This is a genomic window from Microbulbifer sp. MKSA007, assembly GCA_032615215.1.
Classification (GTDB): Bacteria; Pseudomonadota; Gammaproteobacteria; order Pseudomonadales; family Cellvibrionaceae; genus Microbulbifer.
Window position 1 is genome coordinate 3,493,422 of record CP128433.1, and the last position, 16,003, is coordinate 3,509,424.

At 50.4% G+C, this 16,003-nt stretch carries 14 protein-coding genes; 8 read left to right on the plus strand and 6 right to left on the minus strand.

Annotation, left to right across the window (positions count from 1 at the left end; genetic code table 11):
- Positions 1–13 precede the first annotated feature (13 nt).
- A complete protein-coding gene (locus QT397_18420; protein ID WNZ54838.1) occupies positions 14–1,318 on the minus strand; it encodes a condensation domain-containing protein in 1,305 nt (434 codons plus the stop codon).
- Positions 1,319–1,528: 210 nt separating this feature from the next.
- Between QT397_18420 and QT397_18425 the strand changes: the two genes are divergently transcribed.
- From QT397_18425 to adiC, 6 genes are all read left to right on the plus strand, one after another.
- Positions 1,529–2,689 carry a saccharopine dehydrogenase NADP-binding domain-containing protein gene (locus tag QT397_18425; protein ID WNZ54839.1) on the plus strand — a complete coding sequence of 387 codons (1,161 nt, stop codon included), beginning with the start codon at positions 1,529–1,531 and terminating at the stop codon, positions 2,687–2,689.
- Positions 2,690–2,787: 98 nt separating this feature from the next.
- Complete coding sequence (locus tag QT397_18430; GenBank protein ID WNZ54840.1) at positions 2,788–4,470, plus strand: FMN-binding glutamate synthase family protein; 1,683 nt, start codon at positions 2,788–2,790, stop codon at positions 4,468–4,470.
- A 25-nt stretch (positions 4,471–4,495) separates the two neighbouring features.
- Positions 4,496–4,690, plus strand: coding sequence for a thiamine pyrophosphate-binding protein (locus QT397_18435; GenBank protein WNZ54841.1), 195 nt, complete (start codon positions 4,496–4,498; stop codon positions 4,688–4,690).
- A 32-nt stretch (positions 4,691–4,722) separates the two neighbouring features.
- Entirely contained in the window at positions 4,723–6,207 is a 1,485-nt protein-coding gene (locus tag QT397_18440) for a thiamine pyrophosphate-dependent enzyme (protein WNZ58560.1), read from the plus strand.
- Positions 6,208–6,248: 41 nt separating this feature from the next.
- Positions 6,249–8,552 carry an Orn/Lys/Arg decarboxylase N-terminal domain-containing protein gene (locus tag QT397_18445; protein ID WNZ54842.1) on the plus strand — a complete coding sequence of 768 codons (2,304 nt, stop codon included), beginning with the start codon at positions 6,249–6,251 and terminating at the stop codon, positions 8,550–8,552.
- Positions 8,553–8,560: 8 nt separating this feature from the next.
- Positions 8,561–10,042: an arginine/agmatine antiporter gene (gene adiC / locus QT397_18450; GenBank protein ID WNZ58561.1), complete on the plus strand. Its 1,482-nt coding sequence runs from the start codon at positions 8,561–8,563 to the stop codon at positions 10,040–10,042.
- A gap of 2 nt (positions 10,043–10,044) precedes the next feature.
- On the opposite strand, the gene QT397_18455 is transcribed toward adiC, so the two are convergent.
- The gene (locus QT397_18455) at positions 10,045–10,515 is read right to left on the minus strand and encodes a putative molybdenum carrier protein (protein ID WNZ54843.1); all 471 of its coding nucleotides are present in this window, start codon (positions 10,513–10,515) and stop codon (positions 10,045–10,047) included.
- A gap of 129 nt (positions 10,516–10,644) precedes the next feature.
- Here QT397_18455 and QT397_18460 point away from each other — a divergent pair, with 129 nt between their 5' ends.
- Entirely contained in the window at positions 10,645–11,100 is a 456-nt protein-coding gene (locus tag QT397_18460; protein WNZ54844.1) for a DUF2269 domain-containing protein, read from the plus strand.
- Between the two features lie 17 nt (positions 11,101–11,117).
- On the opposite strand, the gene QT397_18465 is transcribed toward QT397_18460, so the two are convergent.
- The 3 genes from QT397_18465 to QT397_18475 form a co-directional block, all read right to left on the minus strand.
- The gene (locus tag QT397_18465) at positions 11,118–12,098 is read right to left on the minus strand and encodes a hypothetical protein (protein WNZ54845.1); all 981 of its coding nucleotides are present in this window, start codon (positions 12,096–12,098) and stop codon (positions 11,118–11,120) included.
- 74 nt (positions 12,099–12,172) lie between these two features.
- Positions 12,173–12,802: a malonic semialdehyde reductase gene (locus QT397_18470; protein WNZ54846.1), complete on the minus strand. Its 630-nt coding sequence runs from the start codon at positions 12,800–12,802 to the stop codon at positions 12,173–12,175.
- Positions 12,803–12,856: 54 nt separating this feature from the next.
- Positions 12,857–13,321, minus strand: coding sequence for a DUF3429 domain-containing protein (locus tag QT397_18475; protein ID WNZ54847.1), 465 nt, complete (start codon positions 13,319–13,321; stop codon positions 12,857–12,859).
- Between the two features lie 70 nt (positions 13,322–13,391).
- Here QT397_18475 and QT397_18480 point away from each other — a divergent pair, with 70 nt between their 5' ends.
- On the plus strand, positions 13,392–13,652 hold the full coding sequence (locus QT397_18480; GenBank protein WNZ54848.1) for a DUF3081 family protein: 261 nt from the start codon (positions 13,392–13,394) through the stop codon (positions 13,650–13,652).
- A 302-nt stretch (positions 13,653–13,954) separates the two neighbouring features.
- On the opposite strand, the gene QT397_18485 is transcribed toward QT397_18480, so the two are convergent.
- On the minus strand, positions 13,955–14,221 hold the full coding sequence (locus tag QT397_18485; GenBank protein ID WNZ54849.1) for a hypothetical protein: 267 nt from the start codon (positions 14,219–14,221) through the stop codon (positions 13,955–13,957).
- Positions 14,222–16,003: the final 1,782 nt, after the last annotated feature.

Genomic DNA, 16,003 nt, shown 5'->3' on the forward strand with positions numbered 1-16,003 from the left:
TATACAGCGTTATTTACAGCGGCGGTAGAATATCTTCAGGCCCGCACAATAATCTGTCACACCAGCGACTTACCATTTCCTCTACTTTTTTTTGTTCAAAGCAATTCTCATTGTAGATAAAGCTCGAGCGCAACTGCTTTCCAAAGACAGTAATAGATAGATAGATGCCATATGGCGTTAAGCGCGTCGCCAGGGGGACAATGCGAATCTTCAAATGGTCATTCAATTTGACCCAGTTAGAAGTTTCACCGGTATAAACCGCAAAAAAACCTTCCCGGTGCTCCTCTGTTTGCAGGAAAGTCACCAAGTAGCAATGGGATGCATCGAGGTGGTGGCCAATCAGGCCGTGAGGCCCGATTGCATCAGCAGCATAAACCGTGCGCATGGCATACTTTATCTCCGCAGACAGGCGCGAGAGCTTCTCCTCCCAGGACTCATCCCTACGAACCGTCAAATTAACATACCGGCACATGGGGCCAAACACTTCCCGATACTCCCTCTTAAGCCGAAGGGATAAATTGCCATTCATCCAAAAAGAGTGAGGTATGAATTCACATAAAACTTGCTGAAATGCGGCTGCCAGATAGGCGAAGAGGCTCACATTCTCCGAGCTGGCCAATGTCTTTATCTGCTCTAGCTCAATCTCATCTATATGCTGGATTACTTCACTACAAATAACCGAGGTCTCTTCCGATTGAGGCAACTGCTCTATCTCATCTTTTTGGGATTGCAGCTTTTTTTGCCAAAGATTTCGCGCCTTATGCCCCCTCGGCGATCTCAGATAGGTATTTTCATAATTTACATAATCTGCAAAGTCTGCAGTTTCCACCCTAGGTTGATAATCCTTACCCTTCGCACTATCCAAATAGTGAGTCAAGGATTCAGACCAGAGCAGTGACAAGCTAATCCCATCGGCAATGATGTGGTGACACTTGGTCAAAAAAATGTATTCATCCTCTCCACTGCGAAGAACACTGAGCCCCAACAATTGATCCTGCGTCAAATCCATTGGCGAGCTGCCAAATTGACGCAAAAAGCTCGTGAAGTGAGTATCACTTAAGTGGCGAATGTCGATGTAGTCCAGCTCAATATCTACAAAGGAGCGGACAGCCGGCTCCCCGCTATAACGACAGCGAAAAATCGGATAGGTGTTTACCACCTCTGAAATAGACTTCTTAAACAGTTCAACATCGAATTTTCCTTTGAAAACCATGGCGCGGGTAATCAGGTCGACCAGATCCTTGCGGTGATGCAAGTCATAAATACGCTGCTCAGTGATCGATAGGGGGACCTGAGTCGATAAACTCCAACCGGTCATTCTGATCTCCAAAAATCATTTGCCCGACATGAGATCACTAATGAGCCTGATAAAACTGCACAAGATCATCGGGAACGTTACTTTTAGAATATACAAAACGGTGAAATGACAACGGCGGTATGCTGAAGGCACAGACAAGATTCTCTTGCTTTAAGTCACCGGCACGATGCATGATCTCTACAAACTATAAGGGGCAGGAGTTCCATCCAGGTGATCAATAACCTGAATAAACGCGTATTGATTCTCGGAGGCTACGGCAATTTTGGCGCACGTATTGCACAAATGCTGAGTTCTGAGCCCAATATCCAACTGATTATTGCCGGCCATAACAAATCGTTGGCCGACCGTTGCGCCCAATCACTCGGTGGCCTCGCCGAGGGGTTACGACTGGAGCGGGACTCCATCAACTTGGCTGCGCAATTGAAAGCCTTGCACCTGGATTTATTGATCCACTGCGCTGGCCCCTACCAGAGAGAAACCGATTACCGGGTGGCCAAAGCCTGCATTGAAGCCCGTACCCCTTACATCGATATTTCAGATGCGCGCCGCTTTGTATGTGATTTTCACCGTCTCTCCCCGGCCGCCGAGGCCGCCGGTATCGCCATGGTATCCGGTGCCAGCAGCCTGCCCGGCCTCAGCTCAGCAGCCATAGCTGAGATCCAGAAAGAGCTGCCGGTCATTCACTCTGTACAAGCGGCAATTGCTCCAGCACACAAGGTAGAACGCGGCCTTGCCACCGTGCGCTCCGGTTTTGAAGCGCTGGGGGAGAGCTTCCCCCAATTGCGGGATGGGCGCTGGAGAGAATCATTTGCCGGCAATCACCTGCACTCGGTAACTCTTGCCCATCCAGTGGGAAAACGCTGGCTGTGCGACTTTGAAGTACCCGACCTGGAGTTGTGCCCAAGACACCTGCCAAATTTAAACACAGCACTATTTTCCACGGGGACAGAGCCCCTGATTCTCCAGGCCGGCCTGTCTTTGTGCGCCCAACTCTCGCGCCTAAATTTGCCCGCCACGAGTTCCCGCATCGCACAGATTGCCCATAAATTGAGTGCCCGCTGGCCTGGTGGCAGCTCTCACGGCGGCATGATTGTCCGCGCACTGGGTGAAGATGCTGACGGTAGGACAGCTGGTAGGCAGTGGCAAATACTTGGAATGGATGGCGATGGCGTCTGGATTCCTGCAGCACCCGCAGTGGCTTTGGCGAGAAAATTCCTTCGCGGTGAAATTTCAGACAGTGGCGCGCGCGCCTGCTGGCAACTATTAAAGCTGGATGAAATTCTGGATGAACTAAAGGATTACTCTATCGTCACTGCCATCGAGTTTTTACCTGCAAAGCAAAATTCACTGCCTGCATTAGCGGCAAGTTAGGGGAAAAAGCCCTTTAGTTGACCTTATCAAGGCAGAACCCTTACAAATGATCTAGGTTCAGTATCGGAACTTTATGTAACGATGCTGAACCTGATTTTATGAGTAGCTCCAACCCCTGGTGCGCCTATTCCGGCCGGAATGGTATAAAGCGCGCGATTATTCCCATTACCGCTCTTATCCTGACCCCATTCTTCTTGGTGCTCACGTTTACAAACAGCGCCTGGTGGCTGGTGGCTCTACTGATTAGCGTTTCACTGGTACTACTGGGAATCTACGATATGCTCCAACCCCATTGGAGCATTACGCGGAACTTCCCGGTTGCCGGCCGCATTCGCTGGATATTCCTGAACCTGCGTCCCTATTTCCGCGCCTATATGGTCGAGGGTGATGAGGAAGGACGCCCTTACAGCATTGAAGCCCGAAGGCTTGTGTATGCCCGCTCCGAAGGTTTTTCTGATATGCATCCGTTCGGCACTGAAAAAGATGTGCAGAGTGAGGAATATACCTGGCTCACTCACTCGGTGAAGCCCGAAAAACATGCAGACACCTCCTGCCGTACTGAAGTGGGCACGGGCCGCTGCAAACAGCCCTACTCCGCCGCCCTGTTAAATATCTCGGCCATGAGCTTTGGCGCTCTGTCCGCCGCCGCAATAGAAGCTTTGAATAAAGGAGCCTCAATTGGCGGCTTCTATCACGATACCGGTGAGGGGGGTATCAGCCCCTATCACCGCAAACATGGCGGCGATCTAGTGTGGGAATTGGGTACCGGTTATTTCGGTGCGCGCAACGATGACGGCAGCTTTAACCCGGATCTATTCCGCGAGGCCTGTAACGACCAGGTTAAAATGACGGAAATTAAATTGAGCCAAGGAGCGAAACCCGGGCACGGTGGAGTATTACCCGGCGCCAAAGTAACTCAGGAGATCGCCTCCACCCGGAAGGTTACGCCCGGCCAGGACTGCGTATCCCCCCGCGCGCACTCCATGTTCTCCACCCCCATTGAAATGCTGGAATTTGCCGAACAAATGCGTGAACTGTCCGGCGGCAAACCGGTAGGCATAAAACTCTGTGTAGGGCATATCTACGAGGTGATGGCCATAATGAAGGCCATGCACGAAACCGGGAAACTGGTGGACTTTATTGTTGTAGACGGCGCCGAAGGCGGTACCGGTGCAGCGCCGCTGGAGCTTTCCAACCACGTGGGTATGCCGCTGCTGGAAGGGTTGATTATCGTACGCAATGCCCTGGTGGGGGCGGGCCTGAAAGATAAGGTGAAGCTGGCTGCCAGCGGCAAGGTTTATTCCGCATCCGGACTAGCGCAATGCTTGGCCATCGGCGCCGACTGGTGCAATGCGGCGCGGGCCTTCATGCTTTCCGTAGGCTGTATTCAATCCCAACGCTGCCACACGGATACCTGCCCAACTGGCGTTACCACCCAAGATCCTCGGCGTCAGCGCGGGCTAGTGGTGGATGTGCAAAGCAAGCGAGCGGCGGCCTTCCAGGCAAAAACCCTCGAAGCATTGGAGGATATTGTGGCCGGCGCTGGGCTTACCGACCCCCGAGACCTAAAACCCTATCACATGATTCACCGAATTAATGGCGCAGAATCCAGGCCGATAGATCGTATCTGGCATTTTCTTGACACCAACTCGCTGATCGACGCACCAGAAGATACGCCCTACTGGCACTGGTGGCTGGCCGCACAGGCAGACAGTTTTCAGCCTGCGATCAAGCTCGAAGAGGGCAAGTACGCGTCGATCCGCCGCGCTATTAACCGCTAGCCTCACCCAATCTGTGGAGATTGCTATGCAAACCGTTTCAGAGATTATTGTCGATACACTGGTCAAGGCCGGCGCCAAACGGTGCTACGGCATTGTCGGCGATACCATCAATCACTTCACATCAGCGGTGCGCACTTCCGACTTGGAGTGGATACATGTGCGTCATGAGGAAGTGGGCGCTTTCGCCGCTGGGGGGAGTCTTACCTTACCGGTGAGCTGAGTGTCTGCGCCGGGACTGCCGGACCCGGCAGCCTGCACTTTATCAACGGCATTTTTGAAAGCCATCGCAATGGCGCCCCGGTGGTACTGATTGCATCCCGCATCGACCGTGCGGAACAGGGGTTCGGCTATCCACAGGAAGTGGACCAGCAAAAACTCTACGAACAGTGTTCGGTCTTCTGTGAAACCATGACCCACCCGGAGCAAGCCCGTCGAATGATTGTGCAGGCGGCACAAACTGCGCTTACTCGCGGTGGTGTCGCGGTGGTGCAAATTAGCGGCGACTTGTTCAAGGAGAAGACCAAAGACAGTCTGCCCTGGTCGGTACATCGCCCTGAATGGCTAGCGCGTCCGTCTGACTCTGAGCTCGACGCCCTGGCAAAGAAAATCAACGCCGCAAAAAATATCACTATTTACGGCGGTATCGGCTGCCGTCACGCTCACGATGAAGTAATAAAACTGGGACAACACCTGGCCGCTCCTATTGCCCACACCACCAAGTCGAAAGAGTTTCTCGAATACGACAACCCCTGCCATGTGGGCATGACCGGGATTCTCGGCAATCCCGCGGGCTACCGGGCCATGGAGACTTGTGACCTGTTACTGTGTCTGGGTACCGATTTTGCCTACACCCAGTTCTACCCGAAAAAAGCCACCATTATTCAAATTGATGCGGAAGCGCCGCACCTGGGGCGACGCGCTCCTGTGGATATGGGCCTGGTAGGACATGTGGGGCCCACCATTGAAGCCCTCTTGCCCCGATTAAAGGCCCGCACCGACAGCACCTTCCTCGATGACCTTCTGGAACGATACAAAAAAGATCGGGAAGAGATGAAGAGCCGCGGCAAAGAGAAAGACCCCAGCCTGATCCACCCTCAATTTGTCGCCCAGACGCTCAACAAGCTGGCCGATGAGGATGCCGTATTCACCGCCGATGGCGGCGCCTGTATGGTTTGGATGCTCCGCGACCTCACTGCCAACGGCAAACGCTCATTTCTCACCAGCCTTTCCCACGGCACCATGGCCAACGCCTACCCCCAAGCCCTGGGCATGGCCAAAGCCTATCCCGGGCGCCAGGTCATCGCTATGTGCGGCGACGGTGGTATGACCATGTTAATGGGAGACCTGTTGACACTGGTGCAAGAAAAAATCCCATTAAAAGTCCTGGTATTTAACAATAACTCCCTCGGCTTCGTAGAGATGGAGCAGCGCATTGAGGGGCTTCTCGACAGCTATACCGACTTACATAACCCGGACTTCGGCCGCGTTGCCGAAGCTTGTGGCATCAGTGGTGCCAGTATCGAGAGTGCGGATCAGCTTGAGGAAAGTATGAAGCGCTGGCTCGCCACTGACGGGCCGGCACTACTCAGCGTACCGACGAACCGCGTGGAGCTGGTGATGCCGCCGGAAGTTACAGCGCAGCAAGTCACCTCCACCGCACTGTTCGGACTTAAGGCAATACTCAACGGCCGCGCCGATGAGGTGGTAGATCTTTTGCGAGACAATTTCCTGCGCTGAGACTTTTTAGCAGGCCACAACAAAAGGTTTGTGCGGCACTCATGCATCATTTCGGACAGCAACGCCATAACAGCATGCTGGCCCTGATCGCCAGCAGTGAAGTCGACGACAACAGCGCTCCCGGCCGCGCCGCCATGAGGCTACAGGCAGAGTTATCAGAGCGAAAAATTGACGTAATAACAACCACCAGTGGTAGTGATGCCTGCGCCATACTGAGTACTAACACCGCGATCCAATGCCTGCTGATTAATTGGACCCTGCCCGGTGAAGCGAAATGCCCCGCCCTGGTTGTATTGGAAGAACTTCGCGCCCGCAATCCCCAAATGCCGGTATTCCTTCTGGCAGATCAGCAGACTGTCAGCACCATGCCGCGACGGGCCCTGGAATTAGCCAACGATTTTATCTGGATGTTGGAAGATACCCCGACCTTTATCGGCGGTCGCATCCAGAGTGCGATTGAAAGATACCGCCACGCCATTCTTCCCCCCATGTTTCGCGCCCTGACCCACTTTGCCCGGGTCCATGAATATTCATGGCACACACCCGGCCACACTGGGGGAACAGCTTTTCTCAAATCCCCTGCGGGTCGCGCTTTTTACGATTTCTTTGGGGAAAATATGTTGCGCTCGGACCTCTCTGTTTCTGTAACAGAGTTGGGATCGCTTTTGGATCACTCGGGCCCCATTGCCAAGGGAGAGAAATATGCAGCAAAAGTATTTGGTGCGGATCGCACTTACTATGTAACCAATGGCTCTTCGACATCGAATAGAGTGATATTGATGGCATCGGTTACCCGGGGGCAATTGGCTCTGTGCGATCGAAACTGCCATAAATCCGTCGAACACGCGATCACCATGTCAGGTGCAGTTCCAACCTACCTGATTCCCCTACGCAACAACTACGGCCTCATAGGCCCTGTCCCTCCCCAACAGTTGACGGCCAGCTCTGTTGCCAATGCTATTCGGCAAAACCCTTTGTCCAAGCACGCCAAAAACTCCCGTGCCGTTCACGCAGTCATTACTAATTCCACCTACGACGGTCTCTGTTACAACGTGCGCAGAGTGGAAGAACTTCTCGGCGAGTCCGTTGATCGCCTGCACTTTGACGAAGCCTGGTACTCATACGCTCGATTTAATCCTATCTATCGAGATCGCTTCGCAATGTATGATTTGGGCGAAGCCGACGCGAAAAATGGCCCGAGCAAATTTGCCACTCAGTCAACACATAAATTACTCGCCGCATTGTCCCAGGCATCGATGATTCACATTCGCGATGGGCGTAAACCCATTGAGCATGGGCGCTTTAATGAAGCCTTTATGATGCATGCCTCAACCTCCCCACTTTACTCCATCATGGCCTCCAATGATGTGAGCGCAGCAATGATGGATGGGCCGGGTGGAAAAGCATTAACAGAGGAGTCAATTGCTGAGGCCATAGCGTTCCGACAAGTATTGTCCCGTTTGCAACAGGAGTATCGCGATAAAGAAGAGTGGTTCTTCGGAGGTTGGCAGCCTGAGCATGTCACCGACCCCAGTAACGGGCACAACTACGCCTTTCACAGCGCCCCAGCAGAGCTCCTGTGTCATGAGCCCAGCTGCTGGTTATTAGACCCCGGCGAGTCATGGCATGGATTTGGTGATATTGAGCCAGATTACTGCATGTTGGACCCGATTAAAGTATCGATTACCACCCCGGGGATAAACCCTGATGGCAAACTGTCTGCATCTGGAATACCTGCCAACATCGTCAGTAAATACCTGGACAACCTCGGCATTATCGTGGAGAAAACTACCGATTTTACGATTTTGTTCCTGTTTTCTATCGGTATTACCAAGGGTAAGTGGGGCACTCTCATCAATGCTTTACTGGCCTTTAAGCGCGACTTCGATGCCAACCGGCCCTTAAGTGAATGCCTGCCAAACCTTATAAAAAAGTCCCCAGCCTATCGCAATATCGGGCTGCGCGACCTTGCAGACAATATGTTTGCTTCCATGAAAAAATTGCAAACCACAGTGCAAATGTCTGCAGGATTTTCAGCCTTACCTAGAGCTGACTGCAGTCCGGTACAAGCTTATGAAACCCTGGTTCGCGGCGATGTGGAAATGCTTCCGCTAAGCAAGTTACCTGGACGTACCGCAGCCACGGGCGTTGTACCCTACCCTCCAGGTATTCCTCTGTTAATGCCCGGCGAAAATTTTGGCGATGAAGATAGTCCGGCATTGATTTACTTGAGAACTCTGGAAGCCTTCGACCAGCAATTTCCAGGCTTTACCCACGATAACCACGGAGTAGAGGTGCGGGACGGCCACTATCATATTTACGCCCTGCGGGGAGACTCGCCATAGGCTCGCCTATCAAAGAGGAGCATAAAATAGGCTTAGTGCCCGCAACCCTGATGGTTGCAGGCAATATGATGGGCTCCGGGGTTTTTATGCTCCCCGCCAATCTCGCCGCAGTCGGCAGTATTTCTTTGATCGGCTGGCTGATAACCATTGTCGGCGCTATCTCCCTGGCCCTGGTATTTGCCAAGCTCGCCGCTATCTATCCCGCAGCCGGCGGCCCTTACGCCTATGCCCGCCGCGCTTTTGGCGATTACATTGGCTACCAAACCAACCTGGTTTACTGGCTGGCCAATGTAATCGGTAATGTTGCGCTGATTACTGCAGGCCTGGGCTATCTGACCCATTTTTTTCCACCGTTAAAAGACCCACTGACTTTTGCCATGGCCCAGGTTGCTATGGTCTGGCTGCTGACTTACGCCAATGTACTGGGCCCGCGCACCGTCGGTCGCATCCAATCCCTCACCACCGGCCTGGTTTTGCTTCCAATCCTCGGCACCGCTATTTTTGGCTGGTTCTGGTTCGACCAGCAAAACTTTACCAGCAGCTGGAATGTCTCAGGCAAAAGCGACCCCAGTGCTATTATGGCCAGCCTGACCTTCACGCTCTGGGCCTTTATTGGGGTGGAAACCGCCTCTGTATCCGCCGCAGTGGTAAAAGACCCCACCAAGAACGTTCCGATCGCAACGGTTGGGGGAGTTACCCTGGCTTCTATCGCCTATGTACTCAGCTCATCGGTCATTATGGGGATGCTGCCGAACCAGGAATTAATCAGCTCCTCCGCTCCCTTTGCCGATGCTGCTCGCCTGGCACTGGGAAATACTGCGGCCAATGTCGTAGCCCTGTGCGCCGCTATTGGCTGTATCGGTTCATTGGGCGGCTGGATACTGCTGGTGGGGCAGTCTGCCAAGGCCGCGGCAGATGATGGCCTGTTTGCAGCGCTATTTGCCCGCACCAATAACAAAGGCGTGCCTACCGGCGGATTAACCCTGGTGGCCGTGTTGATGTCTGTATTGATACTCACCACCATATCGCCAACGGCCAGCCAGCAGTTTGGCAAAATTGCTTCTGTCGCTGTGATTATGACACTGATGCCCTATATCTATTCTGCGGTAGCTTTGCGGGTTTTGGCCTACGGCAAAATGCCGCCTCAGCAGTACGGACTGTTTACCGTGATTTTGCTGATTGCAGCGGTGTACTGCCTTGTGGCCCTGGTGGGATCTGACGGGCAACAAACCCGCTGGTCCCTGATCTTTGTGATTGCGACAGTCATTTTTTATGCGCTAATTTTAAATCGCCGTCGCAGCGTTGAAGAAAAGCACTTTCTACCCGGTGGGCCAGAACCAGCCTGGGTTCACTACTTCACTCTCTTTGCCACAATTGCTGCCCTGTGCCTGTTCTTCTGGTTTTCCGTAGGGCAATACCCGGACTTGGAATTGCGCCTGCGCGCACCCAACCCCTCGGGTCATCATCTTGAGAGGCACATTGAACCCTAGACTCAGCGGGTTAGCGCCCTCTCGATGGTTTCCGCGGTAATTTCAGTAATCCCTTGGGAGTTGGATTCACGGTTACCCGCCACATTGAGCGTCTGCGGACGATTCTTGAGGATAAAGTCGCGCACCAGTTGTACTCGATTGGCATCAGTCGGATTGACTACCAAGTGTGGCCTCCCCGATGCCTGGCAGAACTCAATAGTAAACAGGGTGCCATCACTACTGGGATTGGTTGTGAAGATAACAGTGGCATCGGAGTTGCGGATATTCTCACGAGTACGCTCTTCCAGATCCGGGGACGTGTTTTCAACCAGCCCAAGCCTTTTCAGAAAATCCGGCCGATCACCGATCTCAGTCCAGTAACCCTGCGGTGCTGTGCCACCGGTGGCAATTCCCAGGCGCTGCCCTGCCAGCAAGCCGCCGGTATCCGCCCCTGTCTGACCACCACTGATAATTTTCTCCGGTCGGAAGATCACTTTTCTCCCCCATATCGTTTATCGTCCTACTAGCTCGAGCTAGCAGATATCAAGGCAGCGATAATTGGCATTGAAATTAACGACCGCAGCCACTAATTTATCTCCAACTTTAGTCTGGCCGGCAGCGCTGTGAATTACTATCTGATACTGAAAACACTGCATATCCTTTGCGCCATAATCGTACTCGGCACAGGGACCGGCATCGCTTGGTACACCCTGAGGGGCTGGCTGTCCGGAAATGCCCAAGTTATGCAGTGGGTCAGCCGGGAGACGGTACGGGCAGACTGGATATTTACCGGATCGGCGGTAATTGGTCTATTCGGTAGCGCGGTGGGAATGCTGCTGATTAATCCAAGCTGGATGCTGCAAGCCTGGCTGCAATTAGCCGCCGGTCTCAGCGCAACCGTGTTCTTGTTGTGGCTGCCGGTTGTTTACCTTCAGTACCAGCTGCGTAAACATGCCAAAGAGGACGGTAATATAGACAAAATGCGCAAGCTAATGATGGCTTGGTCCCTGCTCGGGGCTATCGCATTTCCCATAACCGTTGTCATTGTCTATCTGATGGTCTCTAAGCCGGCACTATAAGGACTCATGCCTGGCCATTACCTCTTCGCCCCCCTGAGGGTCTTATAGCTCGCTCGATGGCCAATATCTTTCCACTGCCGCTTGAAGTCATCCAGGACGACCCCAGACACGATTTCTGCATTACCTTCCGCACTTTTATCCAAACGGTGTATCGCTTCTTTCTTACATAGTGGAACAATAATCGCCGAGCGTTCATGTCGGTCCATTCTCAACAGACGGCTGCGAATATGCTCTGCCTCACCACCGGTACAACTTGCATCTGTAATCACAAATACATTGGTATCACTGTCCAGGTCCGAGGCTATGGTGCCAAAACCTAGATCAAACTGCCGAAATACCACCCCTTTAAACAGCCCCTCCCCAACTTCCGAACCCGTAATAAAGGGCCAGGCATGTGCCAGGGTCCACAAGTAGGACTTACTTAAGACATATTGCAGGTGCTGATTGCGAACAAGCCCCAACTGGAATTGACGCTCAAAGGTTTCATCATTCAACTTGGCTTTACTGCAAATGGCTTTGGGAATGAGTTCCCCTTTGTAGCTGGTGGTCGGGATAACCACAATAAAATCATCAGCATCCCGCTTTTTCTCCAACGCCTTAAGAATGGTCGCCTGTAGATGTAAGACAAATTCCTCGGTGGTAATTACATCGTGTGGCAGCGCTGCGTTGTCCATTGCCAGGTTCATATAAAGTGTTTCCGCTCTATATGCCTGAATAATCGGCTCCAGCTCTTCTCGACTAAACAACAACTTTTCATCGAGAATCGCCTGCTCATTTATTTTCTTTGCGTAGCAATCTATCAGCAGTTGGTCTGCGGCATAGATACCGAAATTTCCCGAACTGACACAGCGGAAGTATTCCTCATCTTGCATCGACAAAAATCGCTCAACCACAGCCCGGCTTATGTCCCGGCCAAACAACTCATAAAGCGCGTCCTCTTGCCTAGGTAAAAAATATTCTTCCGGGTCAATCAACTGCTGAGATCGTTTAAGAACCACTTAATCACACCTAATTCTTAATCCACTGCCATTAACCCGCATTAACAAATACGAATTATGTTAAACACAACAATTTACAGAGTTGTGCACACTTCATCGAAATCCAACCGAGGGTTGCGCGGATATAATTTGTCAGTTTCGCCATAGCCAAGGTTGCACAAGAAATTGGACTTAATATGACAATCGGGGAAGTGCTCCGGTAGAAAAGCCGGTGCTGAGCATTTTTCACTGAAGAATTCCTCATCAACTAATGCGTTATCAAACCCCGACATTGGACCGCAATCGAGCCCCAGGGCCCTCGCCGCTAAAATAAAGTAGCCTCCTTGCAAGGAACCATTGCGAAATGCAGTAACCTCGGCGTATTCGGGGCTATCGGCAAACCATTCCCGCGCAGGAGTCTGGGGGTAGAGCCTCGGAAGGTGTTCATAAAAGTGCATATCGTAAGCAATAATGGCAGTCACCGGAGCCCGCATAGTTTTTTCAATGTTTCCTTCATTAAGCGCTGGCTTGAGCCGCTCCTTAGCCTCCTTACTTACAACAAACACCAATCGCATAGGGCAACAATTAGCACTGGTGGGTCCGAATTTGACCAAGTCGTAAAGCTGTTTCAAAACCTCTTTTGAAACCGGCTTATCCTGCCAATGACTATGGGTTCGGGCTTTGTTGAATAGCTGGTCGAGCACCTCAGAGGAAACAGGTTGCATAAGAGCTACCCCAAAATAACTTCGCTGGTAACAGTTTAGTTTGCGCCAGACATTTCAAAGGAGCAGCAGAATCATTAGAAGATGGCAGGCCATCACTAGGTAGGTCACGATGCTGCGGGTGCGGAAATACTGATCCCGCCCGGGCAGATTGGGGTTCAACCGGGCCTCGGCCCAGACAACAAAACCGAAAGCAACTAGTAATACCGGTAGCGCCCAAGTGGTGCGAAACATCAGCAGCGCCACCCACCCCACCAACGTCACCAGGTTACTCAGTAGCGCTAAAATCATCCTATGCGGATGCCCCACTTGATTGAGTGCAGCACCCCACCAAACACCGCAAAGAAAACTCAGAATCACGGCGCTGTAGGCGGTGAACAGTAGGCGCGGAGTCACTCCCCAAAGAGAAAACCCTAACCACTGCATAATGATTCCTGCGACAAATGGAATCAAACCAAGGTAAGCCAGCCAGTCAAACAGCCGCGTATCTACTGGTGGGTAGTGATGGATGTCAGTGTCCATGTCGTCTAAGCTTCCAAGTCAAAGACAGTTTCGTCTCAAACAACAAGCTTAGCGGCAGGAGCAAGCAGCAATGGATGCCGAACAGAAGATTGACGTCAAACAAGCGCTGCGGGTGTTTGATAGGGCGACAAAGGAGGGGCGCAAGGAAGGTAACGAATGGCATTACCAGGGACTGGCAGTCAGCACTGACTTTGACGGCTATACGGTTTTTATCAACTCCCCCAAAGTAAAACTCACCATATTTTTCCACAATAAATTTTCTGTGGATTCCACCAGCAGCAAAGAGCTCGAAGAGTTTATTCGGCTATTGAAAAAGCTTGATTCAGGATAAGAGAAAAGAACCTAGAAACCTCAAACAGAGGTAAATTTTAAACACCAAAATGAGACACGGTGAGAGCAACTTTTCGACATTCACTAAAAGAACACCGTATGCACAAATGGAGACACTATCCACCACCAAGCTTAAAAATCTCAGAAAACCCAACGCATCCGGTTTAAAATTACAGCCTAATACTACCGCAGCTACCTTCCAGATAAATCGATCATCTTACGGACTTATTCGGGTAGCACAGAATTTTGAAGCCCAGCGAAACATTGACCCATCATTTCACCCAAAGTCCGCTGGGCTAAATCTTAAGCTTCCCCTAGTAGAATTTTAATTATTGCCCCAAGAATATAACCAACACTATCCGTCACTCCACCAGACACATCACTTCCAGCCATTAACATATCTGCTGAAATGGTTTTCCCTTCTTCAGATATCTGAGTGTGAATCACATCCTCATGTATTGATCCAGCAAAACATACACTGACAGTTAAGACCATAAAAAACAATTTATATATAACTTTCATTAACATTCCTCCTAATTGATCAAATTTTCCACCTTTCCTTCTTTCCATCCTCCAAAAATCTCCCTATTTTTGGAATATCCACATTAATGGATATTTGAACAGCCTTCAAACCTATTAGATTAAACTTAAAATTCTCATATGAAACCTTATTAGCTTCCATGAATGAAAAAATACCTGCGAGATCAGCCTGGGTGTTACTCCCTGACGGAACAAAGTAGCCAGCAAGATCGAACTTGCGATTGCCAATATCTTCCGCGTCATATTCAATCCCCCTGAAACCTAAAAGGTATCAACACCTCCAAAAGTTCAGTGCTATCATTGGGAGACGCGCCTAGTACTTTTCTGCCACGTCTAAAAGCAGAGGACCACCACCTGCCAACATGGTAGAATTGTGTTTAAAAAAATCCAATAGTTGGTTATCCATAACCAGACACTTCGTCAAACACCAGTCCCAAATAACAGCATCTCCCCAACCTTCCTTTAATATCAACCTTTACATTTCATTGCATGCAAATATTTTTTAACATCCTCAGGAGCCAATAAACAATTACAGCTTTGAAATATCTTGCTCCTGGCAACATCATTGGTCACACAAAAGATCATCTTGAGCATCAATACTGATTCAGAGTTAGCTATGTTGATGCTCAAACGGCAAAATATAACCTTTTTCGCCAGAGTAAAGTTGGAAGCTTGCCATGTCTTTTTTCAGTCCTTCTCGAGGAAGGCCAAATAGCCTTACACCCTAACAGGATTCTTTAATGGCTTTATTGATACAACCTTCTCGCCAAGGATAAATGTAAATCATGGTCATATCTACTGGAGAGCGTCCCAAGATCTTTATATTTTCTGCAAACTAAAATACTACGGCGTCTAAGTGATCAACCCCACCGTGAATACCGTTTTGCTTTATGAGATCTTGTGCAAAATTATTGAGTAAAGCACGGGGCAGCCTTGCCTTTGTGCTTCTCTCAGCATCTGTATATTTCTTGGAAATGAAAGATAGTTTTTCCATTACTTACATTTTCTGGGGGAGGAGGGAAGAAATACCGGGCTACCTGGTACAAACTCACCATAACAATCATCCTGACTGATCATTACGCTCCTCAATCTTCAGTGCTCCAAGATCGCCGAATGCGGCCCCTGCAGTAACACCAATAGGTTTACCGTCCTAGGCTTTCCCGTTTTGGTGCATTTCTCAGGAAGCCTAAAAAATTCCTGAAATTAGCCCGTCGCCTAGTATCTCTCTCTTATATGTCGTTAAGCAGTTTCATTACCCCTTAATGCACTACAAAAAAGTACCCAAAGAGTCACTTTCGTCTTCCTTGAATCACTCAGACAAAGATGCCCATAAACCATTTATGCTTTCTGGTTACAAAATAACTGATTGAAAATAAAAGCTAATTAAGAAACGGCACGTAAATCTTCAAAAGGCGGTACTCAAAAACTGTACTTCCACACATTGGCTCTAATTTATAATTTTTACGGAAGGATGGTCAGTAGAAATCACTGTACAGTACGTAAGTTTTTCAAGATTGGCCAACAGGGTATTGATGAACAGCCCCTAGTGTACGAGTTTGATCTTCTAGCGAGCCTACGATAGTACAGCTTACAAATACCCTTTAGTATTAGTTTACTACTGCTCACCCAGCTTACTTATAGCGTTCGATCAGTCGATATCGACTTGTAATGGCGAGTTCCCAAAGAGACCTGTGCTGATTTTTAGAGCACTAACGTGGAAGCGGGCAAAGGCAACAGAACTACCAAGCTGTCTCACGATAACCCCATAGCCAACGATTAGAGCTACTGCTGAAATGACCCAATTTAGTGAGC

What these genes read in the sequence shown, in the direction of transcription:
- QT397_18430 (WNZ54840.1), top strand. Translation starts at nt 2,788, where the DNA reads ATGAGTAGCTCCAACCCCTGGTGCGCCTATTCCGGCCGGAATGGTATA.
- QT397_18420 (WNZ54838.1), bottom strand. Translation starts at nt 1,318, where the DNA reads ATGACCGGTTGGAGTTTATCGACTCAGGTCCCCCTATCGATCACTGAG.
- QT397_18445 (WNZ54842.1), top strand. Translation starts at nt 6,249, where the DNA reads ATGCATCATTTCGGACAGCAACGCCATAACAGCATGCTGGCCCTGATC.
- QT397_18480 (WNZ54848.1), top strand. Translation starts at nt 13,392, where the DNA reads ATGGATGCCGAACAGAAGATTGACGTCAAACAAGCGCTGCGGGTGTTT.
- QT397_18485 (WNZ54849.1), bottom strand. Translation starts at nt 14,221, where the DNA reads ATGGAAAGAAGGAAAGGTGGAAAATTTGATCAATTAGGAGGAATGTTA.
- QT397_18470 (WNZ54846.1), bottom strand. Translation starts at nt 12,802, where the DNA reads ATGCAACCTGTTTCCTCTGAGGTGCTCGACCAGCTATTCAACAAAGCC.
- QT397_18435 (WNZ54841.1), top strand. Translation starts at nt 4,496, where the DNA reads ATGCAAACCGTTTCAGAGATTATTGTCGATACACTGGTCAAGGCCGGC.
- QT397_18475 (WNZ54847.1), bottom strand. Translation starts at nt 13,321, where the DNA reads ATGGACACTGACATCCATCACTACCCACCAGTAGATACGCGGCTGTTT.